This is a genomic window from Pantoea sp. sgz302252, assembly GCF_047713085.1.
GTDB lineage: Bacteria > Pseudomonadota > Gammaproteobacteria > Enterobacterales > Enterobacteriaceae > Scandinavium.
This window is the reverse complement of the sequence record NZ_JBLFJW010000028.1, coordinates 23,315-49,742: the sequence shown is the minus strand read 5'-3', so window position 1 is coordinate 49,742 and position 26,428 is coordinate 23,315. Positions and strand designations below refer to the sequence as shown.

At 53.3% G+C, this 26,428-nt stretch carries 27 protein-coding genes and 1 pseudogene; 17 read left to right on the top strand and 11 right to left on the bottom strand.

What is annotated here, in order from left to right; all coding sequences use genetic code 11:
• Window positions 1-213: 213 nt before the first annotated feature.
• On the bottom strand, window positions 214-900 hold the full coding sequence (locus ACLW56_RS19045) for a GntR family transcriptional regulator (RefSeq protein WP_330985287.1): 687 nt from the start codon (window positions 898-900) through the stop codon (window positions 214-216).
• Window positions 901-1,004: 104 nt separating this feature from the next.
• A complete protein-coding gene (ydfG, locus tag ACLW56_RS19040; protein WP_330985286.1) occupies window positions 1,005-1,754 on the bottom strand; it encodes a bifunctional NADP-dependent 3-hydroxy acid dehydrogenase/3-hydroxypropionate dehydrogenase YdfG in 750 nt (249 codons plus the stop codon).
• A gap of 236 nt (window positions 1,755-1,990) precedes the next feature.
• Between ydfG and ACLW56_RS19035 the strand changes: the two genes are divergently transcribed.
• Window positions 1,991-2,191, top strand: a complete 201-nt coding sequence (locus ACLW56_RS19035; protein WP_330985285.1) for a hypothetical protein — start codon at window positions 1,991-1,993, stop codon at window positions 2,189-2,191.
• 59 nt (window positions 2,192-2,250) lie between these two features.
• Here ACLW56_RS19035 and mgtS read toward each other — a convergent pair whose 3' ends face one another.
• A complete protein-coding gene (mgtS, locus tag ACLW56_RS19030; protein WP_039078912.1) occupies window positions 2,251-2,346 on the bottom strand; it encodes a protein MgtS in 96 nt (31 codons plus the stop codon).
• A gap of 406 nt (window positions 2,347-2,752) precedes the next feature.
• Here mgtS and ACLW56_RS19025 point away from each other — a divergent pair, with 406 nt between their 5' ends.
• The 7 genes from ACLW56_RS19025 to zinT all read left to right on the top strand — a co-directional run bounded on the left by ACLW56_RS19025 (window position 2,753) and on the right by zinT (window position 10,040).
• Entirely contained in the window at window positions 2,753-3,496 is a 744-nt protein-coding gene (locus ACLW56_RS19025; protein ID WP_330985284.1) for a carbonic anhydrase, read from the top strand.
• Between the two features lie 264 nt (window positions 3,497-3,760).
• Window positions 3,761-5,032: an urea ABC transporter substrate-binding protein gene (gene urtA, locus ACLW56_RS19020; RefSeq protein ID WP_330985283.1), complete on the top strand. Its 1,272-nt coding sequence runs from the start codon at window positions 3,761-3,763 to the stop codon at window positions 5,030-5,032.
• A gap of 147 nt (window positions 5,033-5,179) precedes the next feature.
• The gene (gene urtB, locus ACLW56_RS19015) at window positions 5,180-6,748 is read left to right on the top strand and encodes an urea ABC transporter permease subunit UrtB (RefSeq protein ID WP_330985282.1); all 1,569 of its coding nucleotides are present in this window, start codon (window positions 5,180-5,182) and stop codon (window positions 6,746-6,748) included.
• Entirely contained in the window at window positions 6,748-7,821 is a 1,074-nt protein-coding gene (urtC, locus tag ACLW56_RS19010; protein WP_330985281.1) for an urea ABC transporter permease subunit UrtC, read from the top strand. The genes urtB and urtC overlap by 1 nt, the downstream gene beginning before the upstream one ends.
• Complete coding sequence (gene urtD / locus ACLW56_RS19005; RefSeq protein ID WP_330985311.1) at window positions 7,821-8,618, top strand: urea ABC transporter ATP-binding protein UrtD; 798 nt, start codon at window positions 7,821-7,823, stop codon at window positions 8,616-8,618. The genes urtC and urtD overlap by 1 nt, the downstream gene beginning before the upstream one ends.
• A gap of 9 nt (window positions 8,619-8,627) precedes the next feature.
• Entirely contained in the window at window positions 8,628-9,326 is a 699-nt protein-coding gene (gene urtE, locus ACLW56_RS19000) for an urea ABC transporter ATP-binding subunit UrtE (protein WP_330985280.1), read from the top strand.
• Between the two features lie 72 nt (window positions 9,327-9,398).
• Window positions 9,399-10,040, top strand: coding sequence for a metal-binding protein ZinT (zinT, locus tag ACLW56_RS18995; RefSeq protein ID WP_330985279.1), 642 nt, complete (start codon window positions 9,399-9,401; stop codon window positions 10,038-10,040).
• 62 nt (window positions 10,041-10,102) lie between these two features.
• Here zinT and ydeE read toward each other — a convergent pair whose 3' ends face one another.
• Entirely contained in the window at window positions 10,103-11,296 is a 1,194-nt protein-coding gene (gene ydeE / locus ACLW56_RS18990; protein ID WP_330985278.1) for an efflux MFS transporter YdeE, read from the bottom strand.
• Window positions 11,297-11,537: 241 nt separating this feature from the next.
• Here ydeE and eamA point away from each other — a divergent pair, with 241 nt between their 5' ends.
• On the top strand, window positions 11,538-12,437 hold the full coding sequence (gene eamA / locus ACLW56_RS18985; protein ID WP_330985277.1) for an O-acetylserine/cysteine exporter: 900 nt from the start codon (window positions 11,538-11,540) through the stop codon (window positions 12,435-12,437).
• A 42-nt stretch (window positions 12,438-12,479) separates the two neighbouring features.
• Here eamA and marB read toward each other — a convergent pair whose 3' ends face one another.
• From marB to marR, 3 genes are read right to left on the bottom strand one after another with little or no spacing between them, the layout of a single operon-like run.
• Complete coding sequence (marB, locus tag ACLW56_RS18980; RefSeq protein ID WP_330985276.1) at window positions 12,480-12,698, bottom strand: multiple antibiotic resistance protein MarB; 219 nt, start codon at window positions 12,696-12,698, stop codon at window positions 12,480-12,482.
• A 29-nt stretch (window positions 12,699-12,727) separates the two neighbouring features.
• Complete coding sequence (gene marA / locus ACLW56_RS18975) at window positions 12,728-13,111, bottom strand: MDR efflux pump AcrAB transcriptional activator MarA (RefSeq protein WP_159756530.1); 384 nt, start codon at window positions 13,109-13,111, stop codon at window positions 12,728-12,730.
• Window positions 13,112-13,131: 20 nt separating this feature from the next.
• On the bottom strand, window positions 13,132-13,566 hold the full coding sequence (marR, locus tag ACLW56_RS18970) for a multiple antibiotic resistance transcriptional regulator MarR (protein ID WP_330985274.1): 435 nt from the start codon (window positions 13,564-13,566) through the stop codon (window positions 13,132-13,134).
• A gap of 257 nt (window positions 13,567-13,823) precedes the next feature.
• Here marR and ACLW56_RS18965 point away from each other — a divergent pair, with 257 nt between their 5' ends.
• Entirely contained in the window at window positions 13,824-14,492 is a 669-nt protein-coding gene (locus ACLW56_RS18965; protein ID WP_330985273.1) for a MarC family NAAT transporter, read from the top strand.
• Between the two features lie 61 nt (window positions 14,493-14,553).
• Here ACLW56_RS18965 and ACLW56_RS18960 read toward each other — a convergent pair whose 3' ends face one another.
• Entirely contained in the window at window positions 14,554-15,747 is a 1,194-nt protein-coding gene (locus ACLW56_RS18960) for a sugar transporter (protein ID WP_330985272.1), read from the bottom strand.
• A gap of 242 nt (window positions 15,748-15,989) precedes the next feature.
• On the opposite strand from ACLW56_RS18960, the gene ACLW56_RS18955 reads away from it, so the two are divergent.
• Complete coding sequence (locus ACLW56_RS18955; RefSeq protein ID WP_330985271.1) at window positions 15,990-16,790, top strand: PhzF family phenazine biosynthesis protein; 801 nt, start codon at window positions 15,990-15,992, stop codon at window positions 16,788-16,790.
• Window positions 16,786-17,009: pseudogene (locus ACLW56_RS18950) on the top strand (PhzF family phenazine biosynthesis protein); the annotation flags it as partial. The gene ACLW56_RS18955 and the pseudogene ACLW56_RS18950, both read left to right, overlap by 5 nt.
• Window positions 17,010-17,042: 33 nt before the next feature.
• On the opposite strand, the gene ptrR reads toward ACLW56_RS18950, so the two are convergent.
• Complete coding sequence (gene ptrR / locus ACLW56_RS18945; RefSeq protein WP_330985270.1) at window positions 17,043-17,921, bottom strand: putrescine utilization regulator PtrR; 879 nt, start codon at window positions 17,919-17,921, stop codon at window positions 17,043-17,045.
• Window positions 17,922-18,024: 103 nt separating this feature from the next.
• Here ptrR and sad point away from each other — a divergent pair, with 103 nt between their 5' ends.
• The 3 genes from sad (at window position 18,025) to ACLW56_RS18930 (ending at window position 22,022) form a co-directional block, all read left to right on the top strand.
• On the top strand, window positions 18,025-19,413 hold the full coding sequence (gene sad / locus ACLW56_RS18940) for a succinate-semialdehyde dehydrogenase (protein WP_330985310.1): 1,389 nt from the start codon (window positions 18,025-18,027) through the stop codon (window positions 19,411-19,413).
• Between the two features lie 89 nt (window positions 19,414-19,502).
• Complete coding sequence (gene glsB / locus ACLW56_RS18935) at window positions 19,503-20,429, top strand: glutaminase B (protein WP_330985269.1); 927 nt, start codon at window positions 19,503-19,505, stop codon at window positions 20,427-20,429.
• Between the two features lie 156 nt (window positions 20,430-20,585).
• Window positions 20,586-22,022, top strand: a complete 1,437-nt coding sequence (locus tag ACLW56_RS18930) for a GGDEF domain-containing protein (protein WP_330985268.1) — start codon at window positions 20,586-20,588, stop codon at window positions 22,020-22,022.
• 36 nt (window positions 22,023-22,058) lie between these two features.
• Here ACLW56_RS18930 and ACLW56_RS18925 read toward each other — a convergent pair whose 3' ends face one another.
• Entirely contained in the window at window positions 22,059-22,184 is a 126-nt protein-coding gene (locus ACLW56_RS18925) for a hypothetical protein (RefSeq protein ID WP_330985267.1), read from the bottom strand.
• Window positions 22,185-22,243: 59 nt separating this feature from the next.
• Between ACLW56_RS18925 and ACLW56_RS18920 the strand changes: the two genes are divergently transcribed.
• Both ACLW56_RS18920 and ACLW56_RS18915 read left to right on the top strand, forming a co-directional pair.
• Window positions 22,244-23,218, top strand: a complete 975-nt coding sequence (locus tag ACLW56_RS18920) for a sensor domain-containing diguanylate cyclase (protein ID WP_330985266.1) — start codon at window positions 22,244-22,246, stop codon at window positions 23,216-23,218.
• A gap of 201 nt (window positions 23,219-23,419) precedes the next feature.
• The gene (locus tag ACLW56_RS18915; RefSeq protein WP_330985265.1) at window positions 23,420-24,871 is read left to right on the top strand and encodes a tagaturonate reductase; all 1,452 of its coding nucleotides are present in this window, start codon (window positions 23,420-23,422) and stop codon (window positions 24,869-24,871) included.
• Window positions 24,872-25,218: 347 nt separating this feature from the next.
• On the opposite strand, the gene ACLW56_RS18910 is transcribed toward ACLW56_RS18915, so the two are convergent.
• On the bottom strand, window positions 25,219-26,340 hold the full coding sequence (locus tag ACLW56_RS18910) for a Fic family protein (protein WP_330985264.1): 1,122 nt from the start codon (window positions 26,338-26,340) through the stop codon (window positions 25,219-25,221).
• Window positions 26,341-26,428: the final 88 nt, after the last annotated feature.

Below are 26,428 nucleotides of genomic sequence, written 5' to 3'. Positions count from 1 at the left end.
AAAAAAAGCCGCCTCGTTCTGAGGCGGCTGAGACTGATGACAAACCTCTAACGAATACCGTTTTGTCATGGGTGGCAGAACAAAAAATAAGGAAAATCAATTCATTGATTTTCGGCTGCTCACCACAAAGAAGGAAAAACCACGCTTTTTCCTTCTTTGTCAGCAATCTGAGCCGCCTCGTTCTGAGGCGGCTTCCTGTCTGACTATTCTTACTTACTCTTCGCTAAACCAGTCGCTATTTTCCTGACGGATCAACAACACCGATTCGCCAATTTCCTGCAAATGCTGCGTCATCGCTTTATCGACAGCCTCGACGTCGCGTTTTTCCAGCGCACTGAAAATCACCTGATGCTGACGCAACAACATCTCCGGAGAAGAGACGTGGTCGAGGCTCATGTAACGCACGCGGTCGATGGCGGCCTTGATGTTTTCGATGGTGTCCCAGGCGAGCTGACAGTCTGCAATCTGCGAAAGCAGGGCGTGGAATTCATCGTCAAGCTGGAAGAAGTCGGTCAACTGATGGCGATCAATGGCGATACGCTGCTGGTTAAGATTCTGTTCGAGCTGATAGCTCTGCTCATCGGTAATTAACGTTGCGGCGCGGCGGACTACGGCGCACTCAATCGCCTGACGGACGAAACAACCGTTACGAACCTGCGAGAGTGAAATCTTGTTCACATAACTGCCGCGCTGCGGGCGAATCTGAATCAGGCCGTTTTCGGCCAGTTTGATAAACGCTTCACGCACCGGCTGGCGAGAAACATCAAACCGAATCGACACTTCCTTCTCAGACAGCGGCGTACCGGGGGCTATCAGACAATGCACGATGTCCCGACGTAAAATACGATAAATCTGCTGATTCACGGGTTGTGTCGGATTGAGTTGCGATTCTGCGGCCATTGCGTTTTCTTGGTGACGGGTTAAGTGCGTTATTTTACGCTGATTTTGTTGTCAGGCACATACCCGGCCAGCAGGCCGGGCGAGTTTATTGCACAAATGTGCGCTTATCCCTGACGATGGATACTCAAACCGGCATAAGTCTGGCTGACCGGCATCATTTCCAGGGTATTGATGTTGACGTGTTTCGGTAACGTTGCTACCCACCAGACTGCTTCAGAGATATCTTCCGCAGACAAGGCATTCGCATTTTCGTAGATTTTATCGGCTTTGGCGTCGTCGCCTTTAAAGCGCACATTGGAAAACTCCGTGCCGCCGACCAGGCCTGGCTCGATATCTGTTACGCGAACGGCGGTGCCGTGCAAATCGGTGCGCAAATTCAGGCTGAACTGACGCACGAACGCTTTGGTCGCGCCGTACACGTTGCCGCCTGCATAAGGCCAACTGCCTGCGGTGGAGCCAATGTTGATGATGTGTCCACAGTTGCGTTCGACCATGCCCGGCAGCACGGCACGGGTCATGTAGATCAGGCCTTTGTTGTTGGTGTCGATCATCGTTTCCCAGTCATCGACATTGGCCTTTTGCGCCGGTTCTGTGCCCAATGCCAGCCCGGCGTTGTTGACCAGAATAGCGATATTGCGCCATTCGGCGGGGAGGTTGGCGAGCGTCTCTTCGATGGCTGCACGATTACGAACATCCAGCTGCGCCGTCAAAATGTTGTCACCAAACTCTTCTTTCAATTCTTGCAGACGCTCATGACGGCGTCCTGCGGCGATGACTTTGTGTCCATTGGCGATAAAACGGCGGGTAATACTCTCACCAAATCCGGCGGTTGCGCCAGTAACCAGTACAATCATTCTTCCTGTTCCTCAAGGCTTTAACTGTCGTAATACCATAGCATGCAGCGCGAAAGAGCGTGACAGGAACTTTGTGGCCCAATGTGGCACCAGCGGGGGGCAGTTCAACGCGAAGCACGCACAATCTCAGGCCGACCGTCACGCTGGGTCACCCAGCCGTAAGGGTAAGATATTCAGGAAAGCCGCTCGTTACGACGCTGGTCGGTCCGCACCGCGTGTTGTCCGAGCAAAAAAGCATGGAAAAGTGTGTTATCGGAGTAATCATCAGTTGTTTAGTTTTCATTGAAGCAATTAATGATATTTTGTCTGAATCAAGCAAGTCAGGCAAAGAAATGCCAGAGATGCTGACTAACCAAAACACAAATCTATCCATGCAAGCATTTACCGCCACTCAGTTGGCGGTTTTTTTTGCCTTTGTGCTTTGTCACAGGCAGTAAAAAGCCCCTTGAGCAACATGCTGCAAGGGGCTGTTAAGGGTGGGGATTGTCACTCTTCACTAGTCATCCCATTTGTGGCTGAAATACGCAGCAAGAAAACCCGAAAATAAGATGATTCCTAAGACTGCGATAAAGACATGCATATTTCCCAGCATGATTAACCTCCGTTAAATATTCAGACGTACGATAAAAGCCTCACTTACCTTAATTAGCCGCGATGAAGAGAGTATATCGCCTGGAATCTAAACGAATCATTAATTGTGTGAATTAAACTGCCGGTCCGGTAAATTTTTTGCACCAGGCCAGCGGGCTCATGCCGGTTTGTTGTCTGAAACGCTGTTTGTGGTCATCCCGGCAGTGGCAGAAAGTCCGGTTGGTGACGGAGATTGCTGCCGATGCCAGGTAAATTCTGAGAGTCGCCGGGCAATGCTGAATCAAGATAAACGGCATTGCCTGCAAAAAAGTACGTAAACGGACAGTGACGTCCAATTTTAACGTTATTTGCAGTTGATGAGGAAGACAAAAATACTAATGATCTTCTCTGTTTTTCATGGAGGATGTATGAACCGTTTTTTTAAATATGCCGCTATTCCGTTTGTTATTTACGCGTCTGCCTGTGCTGCACAGGTCAATACCACCCACTGGGGCTACCAGAATGAAAATGGCCCGGATCACTGGGGCAGTATTACTCAAGATTTTCGTCTCTGTGCCACAGGAAAAAACCAGTCACCGATCAATATTAAGAAGGCTTCTAAAACAACCCTGAACCATCTCAATCTGGGCTTTAAAACCGGCCCGCAAACCGTGATTAATAATGGTCACACGATCCAGGTAAACATCAGCGAAGGGAACACCCTGAAGCTGGATGATGAGTTGTATACCCTGACGCAGTTCCATTTCCACTCCCCAAGTGAGAACGAAATCAACGGGAAACACTTCCCGCTGGAAATGCATCTGGTCTACAAATCTGATTCAGACGACCTTGTCGTACTGGCCGTTATGTTCAAAACGGGCAGTGAAAACAAGGCGCTGGCGAATCTCTGGCAACATCTTCCTGCCAAAGAGGGAGACGAGTCTGCGTTAAGTCAGCCAGTGAAAGTGAAAGATCTGCTCCCCTCTGAACTCAATCACTATCGCTTTAGCGGTTCGTTGACCACACCACCGTGCTCTGAAGGGGTCACCTGGATGGTCTTTGAAACGCAGTTACAGGCTTCTGAGCAACAAATTCAGACATTCAAAACCATCATTCATGACAATAATCGTCCGGTGCAGCCGATAAGCGGCCGTGTTGTCGTAGAAGAATAAGTCTTATTGATAATAGGGCAGTGACAGAGCATCTCCTGCGCTGCCTTTTATATTTCCCGTCATGTTTTAACATGGATATTTGCACCGTTTTAAAGCAACGTTGCCCCTGAATCTGGCGTTGCACTCTGCAACAAAAGTTGCCTCTCTCCGGCCATCACGGCTGTTTTCCTGCACTTTTACAACCTGGCACTGTTTTTGCCTTACTCCTGATGACTACACCCGGTTAATAACATCCATGTTGCTGTCTCATTTCAGGAGTGAATCATGCGCCGTCGAACTTTGCTTAAAGCTTTTGCTCTTTCTGCCTCCACGATTGCCCTGGGGTTTAGCGTCAGTGTCTATGCCGCCGAGACCATCAAAGTGGGGATCATGCATTCGTTGTCCGGCACGATGGCGATTTCCGAAACGCCATTAAAAGATGTGGCGTTGATGACGATTGATGAAATTAACGCCAAGGGCGGGGTGCTGGGGAAAAAGCTGGAACCTGTGGTGGTTGACCCGGCTTCCAACTGGCCATTATTCGCAGAGAAAGCTCGTCAGTTGCTGACTCAGGACAAAGTGGCGGTGGTGTTTGGCTGCTGGACTTCTGTCTCACGCAAATCCGTATTGCCTGTGTTTGAAGAGCTTAATGGCTTGCTGTTTTACCCGGTTCAGTACGAAGGCGAAGAGATGTCGCCAAACGTGTTTTACACCGGTGCAGCGCCTAACCAGCAGGCTATTCCTGCGGTCGAGTACCTGATGAGCGAAGACGGGGGCAGCGCTAAACGCTTCTTCCTGCTCGGCACCGATTACGTTTATCCGCGTACCACCAACAAAATCCTGCGTGCTTACCTGCACTCTAAAGGTGTGCAGGACAAGGATATCGAAGAGGTTTACACGCCGTTTGGTTACAGCGATTACCAGACTATCGTCGCGAATATCAAAAAATTCTCTGCAGGCGGCAAAACGGCAGTGGTGTCGACCATCAACGGTGACTCCAACGTGCCGTTCTACAAAGAGCTGGCAAACCAGGGTGTGAAAGCGACTGATGTGCCGGTCGTGGCGTTCTCGGTCGGTGAAGAAGAGCTGCGTGGGATCGATACCAAACCACTGGTGGGTAACCTGGCCGCCTGGAACTATTTCGAATCCGTGGATAACCCGACAAACCAGACCTTCGTGGCGGATTACCGCGCGTACGCCAAAGCCCACAAATTGCCGAACGCCGATACGGTCGTGACTAACGATCCGATGGAAGCAACCTATGTGGGCCTGCATATGTGGGCGCAGGCAGTGGAAAAAGCTGGCACGACGGATGTGGATAAAGTCCGTGCGGCGATGGCCGGGCAGACCTTCAAAGCGCCGTCAGGCTTCACGTTGACGATGGACGCCACCAATCACCATCTGCACAAGCCGGTGATGATTGGTGAAATCGAGAGTAATGGTCAGTTTAACGTGGTGTGGCAGACCGACAAACCAGTGCGAGCTGAGCCGTGGAGCCCTTACATTCCGGGCAATGATAAGAAATCGGATCAGCCAATGAAAATGGCCAGTAACTGACGGTGACTTTTCCCCCTCTCCCTCAGGGAGAGGGGACTGAATGATGAACTGAATGTCCTTCTCCCTCTCCCTGGGGAGAGGGTGCGTGCCGGGCATTCTGCAACCGCTTCACCTCCCTCAAATAAAACACTGCCAAAGGAGGCGACCATGACACTGATCCGACGGCTGCTACTGCTCGTCTGGCTATTGCCACTATTCGCCCACGCGGCGAATGAGGCAGATGCCTTTGTGGCGGCGAATCGTACTCAGCAGGCAACGCTGCTGGAGCAATGGGCCGCCGATCCTCAGCCGCAGCGTATACCGCTGCTACAGGCGTTATCGGCTGAAAGTTTACGTAGCGATTCCGCTCGACATGCTTTTAGCGTGGCGGGTGGAAATATCGTCGCTCTAGGGGCTGCAGCAACGCCACAAGGTGACTTAAAACCTGTGCGTCTGACTAACCGGCTGCGTAATCTGGTGTCCGGGGCGCTCGCCACGCACCAGCTGGTAAGTGACGGTGTCACTCAAAGAGTGAGCGCAGCAAGAACGCTGCAGCGTGATGCCTCGCCCGATCTGATGCCAATGCTGGAACAACGGTTGAAAATTGAGAGTGATGCCGGGGTTAAACAGCAGCTGGAAATTGCCCTCGCTAATTTACAACTGACCAGCCCCAACGCGGCAGTGCGTAAACAGGCGATGGTGATGCTCGGTCATTCAAGCGACCCTGAAACACAGGCCCGTTTGCTGCCCTTTACTGATGCGAGCAAAGAATCTGATGCGGGGGTGAGAGCGGCAGCGGCTGAAAGCCTGAAGCACATTCAGCAGCGTTTATTCTGGGGCGATATTCTTGGCCAGGCGTTTATGGGCATTTCCCTCGGCTCCATTCTGCTGCTGGCCGCGCTTGGGCTGGCAATAACCTACGGTCTGCTGGGCGTGATTAACATGGCGCATGGCGAAATGTTGATGCTTGGGGCTTACTGTACCTGGCTGGTGCAACAGGCGCTGGCCCAGTTTGCGCCACAATGGCTGGCTTTCTATCCGGTACTGGCGCTTCCGGTCGCGTTTCTGGTGACAGGCGGGGTCGGCATGCTGCTGGAACGCACTGTTATACGCCATCTCTATGGTCGTCCTCTGGAAACCTTGCTCGCCACCTGGGGGATCAGCCTGATGCTTATCCAACTGGTTCGCATGTTGTTTGGTGCGCAGAACGTCGAGGTTGCCAATCCAGCGTGGCTTTCTGGCGGTATTCAACTTCTGCCAAATCTGGTTCTGCCGTGGAACCGCATCGTGGTGATTGGCTTTGTCTCGCTGGTATTGTTCTTTACCTGGCTCACGCTCAACAAAACGCGGCTTGGTTTGCATGTGCGAGCCGTGACGCAAAACCGCGCCATGGCCGCCTGCTGCGGTGTGCCCACAGGCAGGGTTGATATGCTCGCTTTTGGGCTGGGTTCAGGCATTGCCGGACTGGGCGGCGTGGCGTTATCGCAGTTGGGCAATGTCGGGCCGGAACTGGGGCAGGGTTATATCATCGATTCGTTTCTGGTGGTGGTGCTTGGCGGTGTGGGTCAGCTTGCCGGAAGCGTGGTCGCGGCGTTTGGCCTTGGGATCTTCAACAAAATACTCGAACCGCAAATGGGGGCCGTACTCGGCAAAATTTTGATTCTGGTGCTGATCATTCTGTTTATTCAGAAACGCCCGCAAGGCCTGTTCGCATTGAAAGGGAGGGTCATTGACTGATGAGCCAGCCATTAACGTTAACGCTTGTGCGTAAAACGCCGCGCCCACTTCGCTGGGTCGGTGTCGCGGCAGCCATTGCGCTGCTGATTATGCCCTTTTTGGCATTGTTGCCCGCGACACATCCCTTTGCCGTCTCGACCTGGACATTAACGCTTGTCGGCAAAGTTCTTTGTTATGCCGTCGTGGCGGTAGCGCTGGATTTGGTGTGGGGATACGCAGGCTTGCTTTCTCTCGGGCACGGGCTGTTCTTTGCCCTTGGCGGCTACGCGATGGGAATGTATTTGATGCGTCAGGCCGCGGGCGATGGCCTGCCAGCGTTCATGTCCTTTTTGTCCTGGAGCGAGCTGCCGTGGTACTGGTGGGGCACTCAGCATTTTGCCTGGGCTTTATTGCTGGTGATACTGGTGCCTGGTGTGCTGGCGCTGATTTTTGGCTGGTTTGCTTTCCGCTCGAAAATCAAAGGCGTCTATTTCTCAATTATGACGCAGGCGCTGACCTATGCCGGCATGCTGCTGTTCTTCCGTAATGAAACGGGGTTCGGCGGCAATAACGGGTTCACCGGATTTACGACCCTTCTTGGCTTCCCCATTACGGCGACGGGAACCCGTGCGGCGCTCTTTCTGGCGACAGTGCTGCTGCTTCTGGCGACGCTGGCGATAGGGTTTGCGCTGACTCGCAGTAAATTTGGCCGCATTCTGACCGCCGTTCGCGATGCCGAAAACCGCCTGATGTTTTGCGGCTACGATCCGCGTGGCTTCAAGCTGCTGGTGTGGACGTTGTCTGCCGTGCTCTGCGGTCTGGCAGGCGCGCTGTACGTGCCGCAAGTGGGGATCATCAACCCGGGCGAAATGTCGCCGACAAATTCCATCGAAGCCGCCATCTGGGTAGCGCTTGGCGGAAGAGGCACGTTAATCGGGCCCATTCTCGGCGCAGGGCTGGTGAATGGCGCCAAAAGCTTCTTCACCGTTGCCATGCCGGAATACTGGCAGCTGTTTCTGGGGCTGATTTTTATCGTCGTAACGTTGTTTTTGCCGCGCGGAGTGATTGGCCTGCTGCGTAAAGGAGACAAATGATGCAACCCGATGAAGGACTTTTCACCCGCCAGTTACCGGGTGACCGCTATCGCGACCAGACAGACCCGGTGCTTCAACTTGAGAACATCAACGTTAATTTCGACGGTTTTCAGGCTCTAACCGATCTCACGTTAGAGATTGGCGTCGGCGAACTTCGCTGCGTGATTGGCCCCAACGGGGCGGGGAAAACCACGCTGATGGATGTGATTACCGGCAAAACGCGGCCGCAAAGCGGCAGGGCGATTTACGATCAGTCTGTGGATTTGACTGCACTCGATCCGGGGGCGATTGCCCGTCAGGGAATTGGCCGCAAATTCCAGAAACCGACGGTGTTTGAAGCGCTAACGGTCGCGGAAAACCTCGAACTGGCGATGAAAGGCGATCGCTCTGTCTGGGCCAGCCTGTGGGCAACACTCAGCGGTGAGCAGCAGGACAGGCTCGATGAGGTCCTGCAACTGCTGCGTCTGGAAGGCGATCGCGCTCGTCGCGCCGGGATGCTTTCACATGGGCAAAAGCAGTTTCTGGAAATCGGCATGCTGCTGGTTCAGGAGCCGCATTTGCTGCTGCTCGATGAACCCGCCGCAGGCATGACCGATGCCGAAACTGAATACACCGCTGAACTGTTTCGCACGCTTTCCGGCAAGCATTCGCTGATGGTGGTTGAGCACGATATGGGGTTTGTCGAAACCATCGCCGACAAGGTGACAGTACTGCATCAGGGCCAGGTTCTGGCGGAAGGTTCGCTGAAAGAAGTGCAGGCGAATGAGCAAGTGATCGACGTTTACCTTGGGCGCTAAGGAGTCACTATGTTACAGGTTCAGGAACTGCATCAATATTACGGCGGCAGCCATATTCTGCGCGGCGTCAGCTTCACTGCCGAGCCCGGCGAAATCACCTGTCTGCTTGGGCGTAACGGCGTGGGGAAAACCACGCTGCTGAAATGCCTGATGGGCTTAATTCCCGCCCGCAGCGGCAGCGTTAACTGGCGTGACCAGCCCATCACGCACCGAAAACCCCATCAGCGTGTGCAGGCCGGGATAGCGTATGTCCCGCAAGGGCGTGAGATTTTTCCTCGCCTGACCGTTGAAGAAAATCTTCTGCTTGGGATGTCACGATTTTCTGCCCGAGAAGCCGCAAAAGTCCCGGAGGAAATCTACCAGTTGTTTCCGGTTTTGAGAGCCATGAAACAGCGGCGAGGCGGCGATCTGTCCGGTGGTCAGCAGCAGCAACTGGCGATAGGCCGCGCGCTGGCAAGTCGCCCACAGCTGCTGATCCTCGATGAGCCGACAGAAGGCATTCAACCTTCGGTGATTAAAGAGATTGGCGAGGTTATCCGCCAGCTCGTTCGACGGGGCGATATGGCCATTCTGCTGGTTGAACAGTTTTATGATTTTGCCGCGGAGCTTGCCGATCAGTATCTGGTGATGTCTCGCGGAGCGATTGTTCAGCAAGGGCGTGGTGAAAACATGGCGGCGGAAGGGGTCAAAGGGTTGGTGACGATTTAATGTCTCACTCCGGTTGATGGTTGTGATGTTATATTATAACATTTCATTTTCACATCGACCTGAGGGATCTGTATGGCCGTTTCACGTTTATCTCTGACAATGATTTTTCTGGGGCTGCTGGCAAGCAGCGGAGCTTTCGCCCATTCGCATGGGCACGCCATGACGGAAGTTGAACAACAGGCCGCTAAGGGCGTGTTTGATGACAGCAACGTCAAAGACCGTAAGTTGGCGGATTGGGAAGGGATCTGGCAGTCGGTTTACCCTTTACTGGTGAACGGCAGCCTTGACCCGGTATTCCAGAAAAAGGCGGAAAAAGAGGGCAGTAAATCTTTCGAACAGATCAAAGCCTATTATCGTACCGGCTATCAAACCAATGTTGGTAAAATTGCGATTGAAAACAATATCATTGAATTTCATACCCCCAATAATATTGTCTCCTGCCGCTACCGCTATGAGGGCTTTAAGATCCTGAACTATTCGTCAGGGAAGAAGGGCGTGCGTTATCTTTTTGCCTGTGATGATAGCGCCAGCCAGGCCCCGAAATATGTGCAGTTCAGCGACCACATCATCGGCCCGCGCAAATCTCAGCACTTCCATATTTTTACCGGCAATACTTCACAGGCCGCGCTGCTGGAAGAGATGAAAAACTGGCCGACTTACTATCCCGACCAGCTTTATATCCACCAGGTCGTAGATGAAATGCTGCACCACTGACAGAAAAAACGGCCTGAAAATCAGGCCGTTTAAATTGCAGACAAAGAAGGAAAAAGCGTGGTTTAGGCGGTTTTCAGCTCACCGTCCCAGGCTTTAACGCTCATCCCGCGCAGGATCATCAACCACGCCAGCACGATAGCGAGCATCATGATGGCAAACAGCGTCCACGCCGGAAGATTCGTCAGGATAATCCCGGTGACCATCGGATTCGCCGCTGCACCCAGCCAGCCCAGCGCCTGAGCAGAAAAGTAGCTCGCTTTCATCCCCGGCGGGGCGATGTTGTCGATAAGCATATATTCCCCCGGCGCATAGATTATTTCGCCAAGGGTAAACACCGCCGCGGCAATGCCCCAATAGACCAGATTCTCTCCAGAGAAGATAAATCCGCCCAGCCCAAGCAGGAAACAGAGTGTGCCGACCACCATCAGAGGACGAATATTGCGGGTGGAAATTTTACGCCCCACGAAGTATTGCAAACTGACCACCACCACGGCGTTAACCGGTAGCACCACAGAAACCACTTTCTGCGCGAAATCGGCATCATCACCCATGCTCAGAACGTATTGTGAAATGCAGGTCGCGAAGGAACCGCCAACGTAAGAGGCCAGCAAGCCAGAGAGCGTGAACCAGAACAACGCCCGGTCTTTTAACAGCACCGAGGGCTGCCAGACAGTCGCGGCTTTCTCTTCAGCAGAGATACTGACGCGCTGGACGAAAAACTGAATAAACACCAACGGGAACGCCGCGCAAACGGCTGCCAGCCAAAAAGGCAGTTGCAGGCTGTACATCACAAGCCAGGTGCCAATCGGCGGCCCAATTGTCCAGCCGATATTCAGGAAGCTGTAGTTCAGGGAAAAAATGCGAGCTTTTTCGCCGGGCGTTAACACGTCGGCAAACCAGGCTTTCAGTACCGTAGAAAAAACCGAATAGGCGCAGTTAATCAGCGAGAAGAAAAAGACTACCAGCGTGACATTATTCACCACAGGAATGGCGGCAAACCCGGCAATAAACGCGAGGATAGCCACAATCATGTAGAGTTTCTTATCGAATTTATCCGCCAGAATGCCAAAGCCCAGGCTAAATACCACCCCGATAGTCAGGGCGATAGTAAGCGCATAGCCGATGGCTTCCACGCTCATGCCGTACTGACGTGTCAGATAGATGGTCATAAAAGGCAGCGTCGCACCGCGCCCGATAGTCAACAGCAACGACGACACCAGCAGCGCTGAGGTCGAACGTTTAACGGAGGCTTTCATTTTTTCACCGACATTCCCGTCATACTTCACGCCGCCTTTCTGCGACGCGAATGATTTAGGGAAAATAATTGAGTTATTGTGTTGTGCCGTATCAGAATTATCACGGCATAAGGGGCTTGTATAGATCCCAATTTATCCATCCGTGCCCCGACTGCCTGCCAGAATGAATAATCTGTTCCTTGTGCGTTTTTTTCGTTACCTTGATCCTGTTTACAAAAATTTAAACATTCAGAGGCAGGGTATGACGCGGAAAGACGGGTTGTTGGCGCTGTTAGTGGTGGTGGTCTGGGGATTGAACTTTGTGGTCATCAAGCTGGGTCTGCACAACATGCCGCCGCTGATGTTGGCGGGTTTGCGCTTTACGCTCGTCGCCTTTCCGGCCATTTTCTTCGTTGCTCGCCCCAGAATCCCGTTGTCGTTGCTGTTGGGGTACGGCCTGACTATCAGCTTTGGTCAGTTTGCCTTTCTGTTCTGCGCGATTAAATTCGGAATGCCTGCGGGCCTGGCGTCGCTGGTTCTGCAGGCGCAGGCTTTCTTCACCATTATTCTTGGTGCATTCGCCTTCGGCGAACGGCTTCAGGGCAAGCAGCTTGCGGGGATCACTCTGGCCGTGTTTGGTGTGCTGGTGTTGATTGAGGCCAGTCTGAACGGACAACAGGTGGCGATGCTCGGTTTTATGCTGACACTGGCGGCGGCCTTCAGCTGGGCCTGCGGGAATATCTTCAACAAGAAAATCATGCAGCTTCCGGCACGCCCTGCGGTGATGTCGTTAGTGGTGTGGAGTGCGTTGATCCCGATTCTGCCGTTTATGCTTGCCTCTTATCTGCTCGATGGCCCGACGCTGATGGTGCAAAGCCTGGTGAATATCGACCTCACGACCATTTTGTCGCTGGTCTATCTGGCGTTCGTGGCCACGATTGTTGGGTACGGCATTTGGGGCTCGCTGCTTGGGCGTTATGAAACGTGGCGTGTGGCACCGCTTTCGCTGCTTGTTCCCGTAGTGGGTATCGCCAGTGCGGCTTTGCTGCTTGGCGAAACGCTGTCCACGTTGCAACTGATGGGGGCGGTGCTGATTATGGCGGGGCTGTATATCAACGTCTTCGGATTGCGCTTTCGGCGGGTAAAAGCGGTGCAGGGGTAAATCGCGGACATAAAAAGGCCCCGCATCCGCGGGGCAAAAAAGTTACTGGGAGTTTCCGTTATAGTAAGGTACGCCCAGTTCGTCGGACTTATCACTGCCAGAGCCCATATGGTTAAAATCGAACGGAGATTTATCCTGGGCTGACGGCATTATCATGGTGTCATGAGCACCGCGACTGGCCGGGTGAGTGGATTGCTCCGCAAAACTCTGGCCGGAGACCAGTACCAACAAGGTGAGGGCGGCGGAGGCGAACAGTTTCATTTTTTCCTCGATACGTCTTTAGCAGGCGATTAACAATTACAGTGATTAAGCGGCATCAGATAACGTGATTCACCGGGCATATTGGTAATGCGATATTTATGCGGCGGCACGTCGAAATAGTTCTTAAAAGTCCGCGTCAGGGTTTGCTGTGACTCGAAACCATAACGTTCGGCCAGATACAGGATCGGCTCGTTACTCTCTTTCAGCTTCTGTGCGATTTCAGTGAGCTTACGGCTGCGGATGTATTGACCTAGTGAATGTCCGGTCTCTTTCTTAAACATCCGTTGCAGGTGCCATTTGGAGTAACCCGAACGCTCTGACACCTTTTCCAGCGACAGCGGCGATTCCAGATTGCTCTCGATCCAGTCCAAAATGCTATGAATAGTGATAGCGTCAGTATTACGTCTGGACATCGTCTTACCCCTTTGATCTGTTACGGCAGGATTTTCTTGAGCAGAAGCTCAAGGGCTGCGACCTCATCCGCCGTTAAGTTTTTTGTCAATTCCTGATGCAGGTTCTGTCCCACCAACTGGTGGCATTGCTCACATATTGCTGCGCCGTCCGGTGTCAATTGCACCAGCACGCCGCGTTTGTCATTCGGGTTTGGCAGGCGTTCAATCCAGCCTTTACATGCCAGGCGGTCGAGCATGCGGGTGAGCGCACCCAGGTCGACCGATAACGCTTTTTTCAGTTCAACCGGGGTGATGCACACTTCACAACGAATTGAACACAGCGTTTTGAACTGCGAGGCAGTGATATCCATAGGCGACAGATAATCATTCAGGAGCCTGTCTTTTTTCTGGTTGACCATATGGATCAAGCGACCGAGTGGGATGATTTCGTTAAACAGATCACTGGTGCTTTTCACAAAGGTTGCCCTGGCAAGTAGTTTAGTTGCTGGCGATATTATTGCCCAGGCAACCATAAGTCAACCGAATGAATAAGCTTATGCCACGAATTGCTAAAGTGAGTCGCGTCACATTTTTTAACGCTGTCTGCACCCATTGATAACGGATCGTTATAGCTTTACGGACGAAAAAAGGGCTAACACTTTGGCGTGGTAATCCTGACAAGAATGCTCTTATACTCTGCCGGCAATGACCGTTCTCACAGGAGTGTTTCCTCATGCTCGATTTGTTTAAAGCCATTGGCCTTGGGCTGGTGGTGATTTTGCCGCTGGCCAACCCGTTAACCACCGTCGCGTTGTTCCTCGGCCTTGCTGGCAACATGAATAGCGCAGAGCGTAATCGGCAGTCGCTGATGGCCTCTGTGTATGTCTTCGCCATTATGATGGTCGCGTATTACGCCGGTCAGGTGGTGATGAATACCTTTGGTATTTCGATTCCCGGGCTGCGTATCGCGGGTGGCTTGATTGTGGCCTTCATTGGTTTTCGCATGCTGTTCCCACAGCAGAAAGCGCATGAATCGCCGGAAGCCGCGCATAAGTCGGAAGAGCTGGAAAATGAGCCGACAGCGAATATCGCCTTTGTGCCGCTAGCCATGCCGAGTACCGCAGGGCCAGGCACGATTGCGATGATCATCAGCTCGGCGTCTACCGTGAAACACGGCGTGAACTTTCCCGATTGGGTCGTGTGGGTCGCACCGCCACTGATTTTCTTCGCAGTCTCAGTGATTTTGTGGGGATGCCTGCGCAGTTCAGGGGCGATTATGCGCCTGGTCGGAAAGGGCGGTATCGAAGCGATTTCCCGCCTGATGGGCTTCCTGCTGGTGTGTATGGGCGTGCAGTTTATTATCAATGGCGTGCTGGAAATTATTACGACCTATCACGCATAGTTTGTTGCCATCCTGTAGGCCCGGTAAGGCGTAGCCGCCACCGGGCGTTCATCCTGCCAACTTAGTGCTGTACCTGCTCTTCCAACGCAACAGGCCAACGGCGGAAAATAACCACCGACCAGATTAACGCCGCAACTGCCGGCACTGCGCCGACATAGCCAATGTCCGCCATATCGAAATGCAAACTCACCTGATTGCCTACCAGCGCGCCCGCGCCGATCCCAATATTGAAGATGCCGGAGAATAACGCCATGGCGACGTCAGTGGCATCTGGCGCAAGGGCGAGTACTTTCACCTGCATGCCCAGGCCGATAATCATGATCGCAATGCCCCAGACGATGCTCAGAATGGCGAGATTGATTTCGCTTTCTGCCGCCAGCAACAGCGCTGCCAGGCAAACCGTCAACAGCGCAATAGCACTGCTCACCAGTGAGGAAGCATGACGATTGCCGAGCTTGCCGAAGATGACCGAACCCACGATCCCCGCGCCGCCTAATAATAAAAGCAGCAGCGTCGCGAAGTTGGCATCAAACCCCGCCACGTTCATCACGAACGGTTCGATGTAGCTGTAGGCGGTGTAATGTGCGGTCACCACCACAACGGTGAGCAAGTAAATGCACATCAACGCCGGGCGACGGAACAACACAGGCAAACTTTTCAGAGAGCCAGAATGCTCACTTGGCAGCTTCGGCAGCAGCTTGATCAGCGCAACCAGCGTGATTAACGCGCCGAGACCAATAATAAAGAAGGTGGTACGCCAGCCGAAATACTGCCCGACGATGCGACCAATGGGTAAACCCAGCACCATTGCCAGCGCAGTACCTGTGGCAATCAAACTTAATGCCTGGGCACGCTTACCGGCAGGAGCAAGACGAATCGCCAGCGACGCGGTAATCGACCAGAACACCGCATGAGCGAAAGCGATACCAATGCGGCTAATCACCAGCACGGTGAAATTCCATGCAAGGAACGAGAGCACATGGCTGGCGATAAACAGGACGAACAGACCAACCAACAGCTTACGCCGTTCCATTTGGCTTGTGAGCAGCATAAAGGGCAGCGACATCAGCGCTACCACCCAGGCGTAAATCGTCAGCATGATCCCGACTTGCGCGGTTTCCATCGAAAAGCTGTGGGCGATATCCGACAGCAACCCCACTGGCACGAATTCTGTGGTGTTGAAGATGAATGCGGCAATGGCAAGAGTGACCACCCGCAGCCACGCGACCTTGCGTGAAACCGTGTTCGTTGTCATAGAAAGATTCTGGGTTGGTGAGTCAAAGGAGAAGAGAAGGCGATCTTAAAACCAACGCTGCTCAAAACACAACCGTTTTGTGATGAAGATCTCATAAAATAGCTTTATGACACGGTGAGGCCAGGAGCGCACTTATTGGCTGCCATTGAAAAAGCAGAGGCAGGAACGGGAAACTGGCTCGTAATTTCTCCTGAAACGAGGTATTAATGTTGCTAAGTCGTTATAAAAAAAGGATAAAGGCTATGCAGGAAATCCCGTTTTACATGGTTGATGCCTTCAGTGACCGTACCTTTGGCGGAAATGCGGCCGCGGTTTGCCCGTTATTCGAGTGGCTGCCGGATGAGACGCTACTGAAAATGGCGCAGGAGCATAACCAATCAGAAACCGCTTTCTTCGTGTGTACCGACAGTGGCTTTGAGCTGCGCTGGTTCACGACGCAGGGGGAAATTAATCTCTGCGGACACGCCACGCTCGCCAGTGCGCATGTGATATTCGAATACCTCGATTACCCTGAGGCTGAAATCCGCTTTTCGACTCGTTTTGTCGGCGAACTTATTGTCAGCCGCAGCGGCGACTGGTTAACGCTGAATTTCCCTGCCTGGGCGACGGAAACAGTAGAGCCGCCAGTGCTGTTGCTGGACGCGTTAGGGGTAGACACTTACCAGGAAATTCGCGTCGCTCGTGATTACCTTGTGGTGCTGAAAACTCAACAGCAACTGGAGGCGCTGACCCCAGATATCCACGCTATGTTGCCGCTGGGCAAAATGGTTTGTGTCACGGCGCCAGGTGAAAACCATGACTTTGTCAGCCGCTTTTTCTGCCCGGGCGAATCCGTAGCGGAAGACCCGGTGACCGGTTCTGCACACAGCATGCTGATCCCTTATTGGGGTGAAAAACTCGGCAAGACAAAGATGCAGGCAAGGCAGGTTTCTGCTCGCGGTGGCGATCTACGTTGTGAATGGCAGGGTGATCGCGTGTTGATTTCAGGTCAGGCCACCACTTACATCATCGGTAGCGTTTATTACCGCGAAAGGGACGGGTGAGTATGATTTTGTCAGCCGCTTTTTCTCGCCCGGTGAAGCCGTCTGGGAAGATCCGGTGACCGGTTCTGCGCACAGCATGCTAATTCCTTACTGGAGCAAAAAGTTGGGGAAAACCCGGATGCTTGCCCGTCAGGTTCCATCGCGTGGGGGCGATACAACCGTGTGCTGATGAGCGGAAAAGCCACGATCTGGATGCAGGGCAATATTCTGCTGCGATAGTTAAGTGAAGGCCACGGAATGGCCTTCTTCATATCAAGGCTGTTCCGGGATTTTCGGGCTTTCATCCAGCAAGGTAATAAACGCTTCCAGTTGACGAGTCATCGCGCCACGGCGCCAGACCAGCCAGGTGGTCAGCCAGCGCCATTTTTCTGCCAGCGGCCACGCGTCCACCTGATGATGTCCGGGCATACTTTCCAGCATACTGTGTGGGATCATCGCCAGTCCCGCACCGGCAATCACGCAGGCCAGCATGCCGTGATAAGACTCCATTTCGTGAATGCGCCCTGGCGTGGCTCTGTCGGCATGGAACCAGCTTTCGAAATGTCGGCGATAGGAACAGTTCGCGCGAAACGCGTAGATGCTGGTGCCGTTAACATCGCTGGCTCGGGTGACCTTCGGGTGACCTTTTGGCGTCACGATCATCATTTCTTCCTGATATACCGGAACGCCTTCCAGACCGGGGTGCATCACCGGGCCATCCACAAACGCCGCGCTTAACATGCCCTCAAGGACACCATCAATCATGGTGCCTGACGGCCCGGTCGCCAGATCGAACTGGATCTTTGGATAACGCTGGTTATACAACGCCAGCGTCGGCGGAATACGCACCGCCGCGGTACTTTCCAGCGAACCGAGCGAAAACAGGCCTTGCGGTTCGTCACCGGCGACGACCATTCGGGCTTCATTGACCAGCGCCAGGATTTGCTGACTGTAACGCAGGAAGCTGTGACCGGCAGGCGACAAACGCAGGCGCTGATTCTCGCGAATAAAGAGTTCCACACCTAAGTCGGCTTCCAGTTGGCGGATACGCGTCGTCAGGTTTGACGGTACGCGGTGCACTTTCTGCGCGGCCTGGGTAATGCTGCCCGTCTGGGCGACGGCGTTGAACATCTCAAGCTGAGTCAAGTCCATACTGTTCTCGTATCGTGAATGGTGTGGTTAATATTATTCATTTTTCATAAATAGCAGAGTGCGGCAATATCCGGCAATAGCCTTCGTGAAGAGAGAGAAAAAAATCATGACATCACCTGCAACCCACGCTATTTCCCTGAACCCGGCCACGGGGGAAACCCAGTCTGCGCTGCCGTGGGCCACGACGGAAGAGGTCAATCAGGCTGTGGCGCTGGCTGACGAAGGTTTTCGTCAGTGGAAGAAACGCTCTGTGGCTGAGCGCGCCGATGCGCTGCGCAACGTTGGCAATGTGTTACGCCAGCATGCGGAAGAAATGGCGCTGCTGATCAGCCGCGAAATCGGTAAGCCTGTCGCTCAGGCTCGCGGTGAAGTGACCAAATCTGCCAATCTTTGCGACTGGTATGCGGAACATGGCCCGGCAATGCTTTCCACTGAAGCCACTCAGGTTGAAAATCAAAAAGCGGTTATCGAGTACCGTCCGTTGGGGCCAATCATGGCCGTGATGCCGTGGAACTTCCCACTGTGGCAGGTCATGCGTGGTGCAGTGCCTATTCTGTTGGCCGGAAACAGCTACCTGCTAAAACATGCGCCAAACGTTATGGGCAGCGCCGGGCTTATCGGCAAGATATTCACCGAGGCGGGCGTACCAGCAGGCGTATTCGGTTGGGTCAATGCCACCAACGATGGTGTTTCGCAGATGATCAACGATACACGCATTGCGGCGGTAACGCTGACAGGCAGTATGCGTGCAGGTAAAGCCATCGGCGCACAGGCAGGCGCGGCGCTGAAAAAATGCGTGCTGGAGCTTGGCGGCTCAGATCCGTTTATCGTGCTGAACGATGCCGACCTGGATGAAGCGGTGAAAGCGGCGGTCATCGGGCGTTACCAGAACACCGGGCAAGTGTGTGCGGCGGCAAAACGCTTTATCGTGGAAGCGGGCATTGCAGACGCCTTTACCGAGAAGTTTGTGGCGGCAGCGGCCAAACTGAAAATGGGCAACCCGGAAGATGAGCAAAACTACCTCGGCCCAATGGCGCGTTACGATCTGCGTGATGAACTGCACGACCAGGTCACCGCCACGCTCGAAGAAGGCGCAACGTTGCTGCTGGGCGGCGAGAAAATTTCCGGCAAAGGCAACTACTACGCTGCCACCGTGCTGGGGAATGTCACTCCGAAAATGACCGCCTTCCGTCAGGAAATGTTTGGTCCGGTTGCTGCTATTACCGTTGCCCGTGATGCTGACCATGCCCTGGCGCTGGCGAACGACAGCGATTTTGGTTTGTCCGCCACGGTTTATACGGCAGATGAAAAACTTGCTCAGCGCTTTGCCGATGAGCTGGAATGCGGCGGGGTGTTTATCAACGGTTACAGCGCCTCCGATGCCCGCGTGGCCTTTGGCGGCGTGAAGAAGAGCGGCTTCGGGCGCGAGCTGTCGCACTTTGGTCTGCACGAGTTCTGTAATATTCAGACCGTGTGGAAGGATCGCCACTAATCCTTCCGCCCTTCGGGGCGCTATTTCGTCTGCCAGCCTGACGCTGGTATACTCGCAGGCCGAATTTGGCCTGCGGGCAAGGAGTGAAAGTGGTAACGGTCATCGATAACAGCATGCTGGAATCTGTGTTAGCAGAAGTTCAGCCGTTGATAGGGAGCGGCAAAGTCGCCGATTATATTCCGGCACTGGCGTGTGTGGATGGCAGCAAGCTGGGGATTGCTATCAGTACCGTTGACGGTCAGCATTTTCGTGCCGGCGACGCCGATGAGCGTTTCTCGATTCAGTCGATTTCCAAGGTGCTCAGCCTGGTAGTGGCGATGAACCATTATCCGGAAGAGGAAATCTGGCAGCGCGTCAGAAAAGATCCCTCCGGCCAACCCTTCAACTCTTTATTGCAGCTGGAAATCGAACAGGGGATTCCGCGTAATCCCTTCATCAATGCGGGCGCGTTGGTGGTCTGCGATATGCTGCAAAGCCGTTTGAGTGCGCCGCGCCAGCGTATGCTGGAAATTGTACGTAACCTTTCGGGTGTGGATGACATTGCCTACGACGCCGTAGTGGCTCGTTCGGAGTTTGAAAATGCCGCGCGTAACGCCGCGATTGCCTGGCTGATGAAGTCCTTTGGCAATTTCCATAATGACGTGACCACTGTCCTGCAAAACTATTTCCATTATTGCGCGCTGAAGATGAGCTGCTCCGAGCTGGCGCAGACCTTTCTGTTCCTGGCGAATCAGGGGCAGTTTCCGCAACGCGATCAGCCCGTCATTACGCCGTTACAGGCACGGCAGGTGAACGCGTTAATGGCGACCAGCGGGATGTATCAGAATGCCGGGGAGTTTGCCTGGCGTGTCGGGTTGCCCGCGAAATCGGGTGTGGGCGGCGGGATTGTTGCGATTGTGCCCCATGAGATGGTGATTGCCGTCTGGAGCCCGCAACTGGATGAGGCTGGGAACTCACTGGCGGGGATCGCCTCGCTGGAGAAACTGACTCAGCGACTGGGGCGTTCCGTCTACTGATAGGGCAAGAGTGATTCATCACTGGCTGATTTTGCAAATAAGTAACAAGGCGAATTGTGAATACGCGCATTGTGATCAATAGTAGATACAGTTAGCGATCATTGTCCCTCAAGTCTCGAAATAATTGCCATCTGCGATTATATGGAAAGATAATTAATGCGTTCGATTTCCGTTCCTCGTTTCACTCTTTTTAGCGAAGCGCACGCCCTGCGTAATGCACTTGTTCTGTTTATTATCACCACGCTGTTTTATGCGATTGGCGCGATACTGCGTATGGTGCAGGAGCTTTCCTTATTCTGGCCGCTGAATGCGGTGATGGCGGCGATATTCGCTCGCTATATCTGGCTCAACCGAATCCACTATTACGTCATTTGTTACGGTGCGATGCTGTTGTATGACGTAATGACCACTCAGTGGGGGCTGGCCTCGCTGGTGATTAACGCCTCGAACATGGTGTTTATTATCATGGTGGCGCAGTTAGTGATGCGCGATAAACGACAGGCCGGGCGCGATCCTGGCCCGATTAATGCGCTCCGACTTTTTTACTATTGCCTTGTGTCCGCTGTCTTTTGCGCCCTGATTGGGGCTTTGGGGTCGGTAGGTATCGACAGGCAAACCTTTATGCCGCTGCTTGCGGATTGGTTTAGCGAACAGTTCTCTACCGGCGTGCTAATCCTGCCGTGTGTGATGACACTGACGATGCCGCATCAACTCACCGGTATCCGCTGGAAACAGCTTTTGCCCATTTTCACGCTGGTGCTTTCTGTGTTGGCTTCCATCGCCGTGGGCGGGGCGGGAAGTCTGGCATTCCCGTTGCCGGCGCTTATCTGGTGTGCCATTCGTTATCCTTTGCCGGTCACCTGTTTGCTGACGCTGATTACCGGTGCGAGCGAAATTATTCTGGTTGCTAACTCGGTTATCAATCTTGCCGTTTCCGGGCCGTTGCATACTGCGCAACTGTTTTCTACGCGTCTGGGCATTGCCACGCTGGCTATTAGCCCGGTTATTGTGTCTACAAGTGTGGCGGCCATTAATAATCTGATTCGCCAGGTATCGCTGCGTGCAGACTTCGATTTTTTGACTCGTGTTTATTCCCGTTCTGGCTTGTACGAAGCGTTAAAAAATCAACCGGGCAACCCTGACCAGAACCTGACGGTCATGTTGATCGATATCGATTTCTTTAAAAGCGTGAATGACAGCCACGGGCACGAGTGCGGCGATTATGTGCTGGCGGCGTTTGCTCGACAGGTGCATGACGCCGTGGGTGAGCAAGGGCTGGTGGCGAGAATGGGTGGTGAAGAGTTTGCCGTTGCCGCCAAAACAGAGGATCCGCTCCATGGTTATCAGCTGGCAGAGAAAATTCGCTGCCGCGTTGAGGATTATGTTTTCCAGTGGCGACAGCAGCCGCTGCGGGTGACAGTCAGCATCGGAATGGGCAGCGGCAGTGTCGGTAACAAAGCCATGATTGATGCCTTCAATGAATTGCTGGTGGAAGCCGATGAGTATCTCTATCGGGCTAAAAAGGCCGGGCGTAACATAACCTGTGCCAAAGTGCTGGCGGAAGAAGGGCTGCTGGAGTCAGCGCCTTCATGATGCATAGGTGACAATGTCACCTTTTTAGGTGAGAAATTAAGCGAAAGCATTCACCCATCCAGCGCCCGACCAGAGATAGAAAGTGTCGCCGCCTGGCTGAAAGCCGCCGATGACGCGCTCTACGAAACCAAAAAGCGCGGTAAAACCCAAATCTACGCCCATTAAGCCTTTCCCTCAAAAATCCAGGCTAAGCTATTCATTATTCGGCAAGAGGAGACGCTATGAAGAGTCCTGACCATCCTGAAAATGAAACCCAGCGGCTGGCCTCGTTACGTGAGTCGGGCATTCTCGATGCAGGCGATCCGACGCGCTTCGATCGCCTGACTCGCCTGGCGCGTCGTTTGTTTAATGTCCCGATGGCCATGGTGAGCCTGGTGGATGAAGAATCGCTGGTGTTCAAGTCCTGTAATGGCCTGCGCTACGCATCACTGCCGCGCGATATTTCGTTTTGCGGCCATGTTATTCTCAACGAAACGCCGTTGTTGGTGCCGGATGCCAGAAACGACGCGCGTTTTAGCGACAATCCTTTGGTGACGGGCGAGCCGCATATCCGCTTTTATGCAGGCTATCCGCTGCGCCTTCCTGATGGCGCGATGGTCGGTTCGTTCTGCTTGCTCGATCATGATAAACGCACTTTCACCGACGACGATGTGGCGGTGCTGAAAGATCTGGCAGCCATTGTCGAAGATGAATTTGAAACCATTGCTGAGGCTACGACCGATGTGCTTACCGGGCTATTAAACCGTCGCGGCTTCGAGCATCTGGCTAACTTCGCCATTTCCTCTGCTCGTCGACGGGCGGAACCTTTAACGCTCGGTTGGCTGGATCTCGACAGGTTCAAGGAGATAAACGATCGCTTCGGGCATGCCGAAGGCGATGTCGCCCTCAGGCAAATGGCGCAATTGCTGACCAAAGCTTTTCGCGATACCGATTTGCTGGTACGCCACGGTGGCGATGAGTTCGGTATTCTGTTTTCCGATACCGATGAAAGCGGCGCATGGATTGCGATGCAGCATCTGGTGGAAGAGGCCGACGCATGGAACCTCACCTCGGGTAAGCCCTGGAAACTGGCGTTTTCGTGGGGCGTGACGGAGTTCAATCACGACGATATCACCAACCTGACCAGCTGGCTGCGCGCGGTGGATAAACGCATGTATGCCATGAAGAAAGAGCATCAGGCCGAACGGCGTAATTGAACTAAGCGACATTCTGGTCGACAGCTTGATTGGTGGCGCCTCCGTCCTTTCTATGCAATCTTTTCCCCCTGATAAAGCCGCCACTTTCTGGCAGAACGTGGCGCACCTTTGATCAAAGCAGGGGTTTCGTGGTTTTAAAGTCTGCTAAGTTATTAGACCAATAACGCAGGCTGTATGACCAATCAATAAGGGAAACCCATTGTGAAAACACTAAACCGCCGCGATTTTCCTGGTGCCCACTACCCCGACCGTATCATTCAGTTCGGAGAAGGTAATTTTCTTCGCGCTTTCATCGACTGGCAAATTGACCTCCTGAATGAACACACCGATTTGAATGCTGGTGTGGTTATCGTGCGCCCGATTGCCAGCGATTTTCCGCCGTCGCTGAGCACCCAGGATGGCCTCTATACCACCATTATTCGTGGCCTGAATGAACAGGGCGAAGCGGTGAGCGACGCGCGTCTGATTCGTTCCGTTAACCGTGAAATCAGCGCTTACAGCGATTACGCTGCATTCCTGGAACTGGCGCATAATCCGCAAATGCGCTTTGTGTTCTCTAACACAACAGAAGCCGGGATCAGCTATCACGCGGGGGATAAATTCGACGATGCGCCAGCCATCAGCTATCCGGCGAAACTGACTCGCTTGCTGTTTGAGCGCTACAGTCATTTTGCGGGCGCTGCGGATAAAGGCTGGGTCATTATTCCCTGTGAACTGATTGATTATAACGGCGACGCACTGCGTGAACTGGTGCTGCGCTATGCCCACGAATGGGCGTTACCCGAAGCTTTCATCACCTGGATTGAAACCGCGAACACTTTCTGTTCCACGCTGGTTGACCGCATCGTGACGGGTTATCCGCGTGATGAAGTGGCGAGTCTTGAAAGCGAGCTCGGGTATAAAGATGGTTTCCTTGATACCGCCGAGCATTTCTACCTGTTCGTGATTCAGGGGCCGAAAACGCTCGCGGCTGAGCTTCGTCTCGATAAGCTCCCGCTCAATGTGCTGATTGTGGATGACATCAAGCCTTACAAAGAGCGCAAAGTGGCTATCCTCAACGGCGCACATACGGCACTGGTGCCGGTGGCTTATCAGGCAGGGCTGGACACTGTGGGTGAAGCGATGAACGACGAAGCCATTTGTGCGTTTGTCGAGAAAGCGATTCATCAGGAAATCATTCCGGTGCTCGACTTGCCACGCGATGAGCTGGAATCTTTTGCCAGCGCGGTGACAGGGCGTTTCCGTAATCCTTACATCAAGCATCAGTTGCTGTCGATTTCACTCAACGGCATGACCAAGTTCCGCACCCGTATTCTGCCGCAGCTGCTGGCAGGGCAGAAAGCACAGGGCAAACTTCCGGGCAGGCTGACCTTTGCACTTGCCGCGCTGATTGCGTTCTATCGTGCAGAGCGCAACGGAGAGAGCTATCCCGTTCAGGACGACGCGCACTGGATTGAACGCTACCAGCAACTCTGGTCATTGCATGGTGATAATCAAATCAGCACGCAATCGCTGGTTGAAGCGGTATTGTCGGTGAAAGATCACTGGGAGCAGGACCTGACTCAGGTTGAGGGATTGGTGGAGCAGGTGACTCACGATCTCAACGCTATTCTGAGCAAAGGCATGCGCGAAGCCGTTCAACCCTTGTGTTAAGGGCTTAATCATAACCCGGCGAAATGCCGGGTTCAGACTGCTGACAAAGAAGGAAAAAGCGTGGTTTTTCCTTCTTTGTGGTTATCAGCCGAAAATCAATAAATTGATTTTCCTTGTTTTTTTATTCGGTACCCTATGACAAATCTCATTCGTTAGAGGTTTGTCATCACTCTCAACCCGGCGAAATGCCGGGTTTGTTTTACCTTCTCATTAGTTACAACATTCTATTTTGTTTTTTTAACACAGCCCGGTTTGGCACTGTGCCTGTTAAAGCTTTGAAGGGGAGATGAGCCGATTGAGATGCATATTCGGCTCATTGACTGAGTTGAATAAAGCCAGCATTTGGCTCATGCCATTTTCGCCAAATGATAACGTGTGTTGCGTCCGCCGCCGGGTAATTTCTCAAGCAACCCTTGTTCCAGCAGGAACGCAAGGTGACGGGTTGCCGTCGCTTTACTGACTTTCGCGACTTTCTGATATTGACTGGCGCTGATCCCCTCCGCAAAACCCGCGTCTCCCCCTTCCAAAAGCCGGTTAAGGACTTTCATCTGTTCCGGGCTTAAGACCTGACGAACCACATCGTGCCGTTTCCAGTAGCGGCTTTTCTCCAGCGTGCTGTCAATTCTCGATAACGCGGCATCCAGAGTGGTATCAAGCGTTTCCAGAAACCAGACGAGCCAGCCGGTGATATCCAGCCCCGCTTTTTGCGTTTGTTCAAGGACACGGTAATAAGCACTTCTGCGCTCAAGAATGGAGGCTGACATGGCATACAGGCGGATACTTTGCTTGTCGGCCTGGGCCAGCGCTAAATCTGTCAGCGCACGGGTTAAGCGTCCGTTTCCGTCGTCATAGGGGTGAAGCGTAACAAACCACAGGTGAGCGATTGCGGCCCTGATAACTGGGTCCAGCAGCGGATCGTTGTTGCTCAGGTTAAACCAGACAATAAAGTTTTCCAGTCGTTCCTCAAGCCCTTCGCGAGGTGGCGCTTCAAAGTGAACGACGGGTCTGTCGATTCTCCCCGAGACAACCTGCATGGTTTCGCCGCCTCGCAGTTCACCGGCATGAACGGAATGCACCGCCCACGGATCATGCGGAAAAAGCCAGCGATGCCACTGGTTCAAACGGGCAAGGGAGAGAGGAACCTGCCGGTTATCGATAGCATCGATCATTATCGACGCTACGCCTTCCGAGCGTTCAGAAACAGGAAAGGGTGTTTCTTCATCCACGCCAAGGCGACGAGCGAGAGATGAACGCACTGAATGCGCGTTCAACCGCTCATCTTCGATGGCCGATGAGGCCAGAATGTTGGTGAGCAGGGCGTCCAGCGTTTGCTTTTCTTCGTCCTGAACTTCACTGCGGCCCACCAAAACACCCGTTTTTCGCTGTAGCTGACGCAACAGCGGCAAAACGGACTCATCCTGCCAGTAAAATTCTGGCCAGTTCGGTTGTTGCCAAATCCAGTGCGTCATAAAAGCCTCTGAGCCGAACAGGTAAATTATTGGCTCATATTATGAGCCGAATAGGGTGAAAAGTAAAACAATGTCCAGCCGAGTTCTC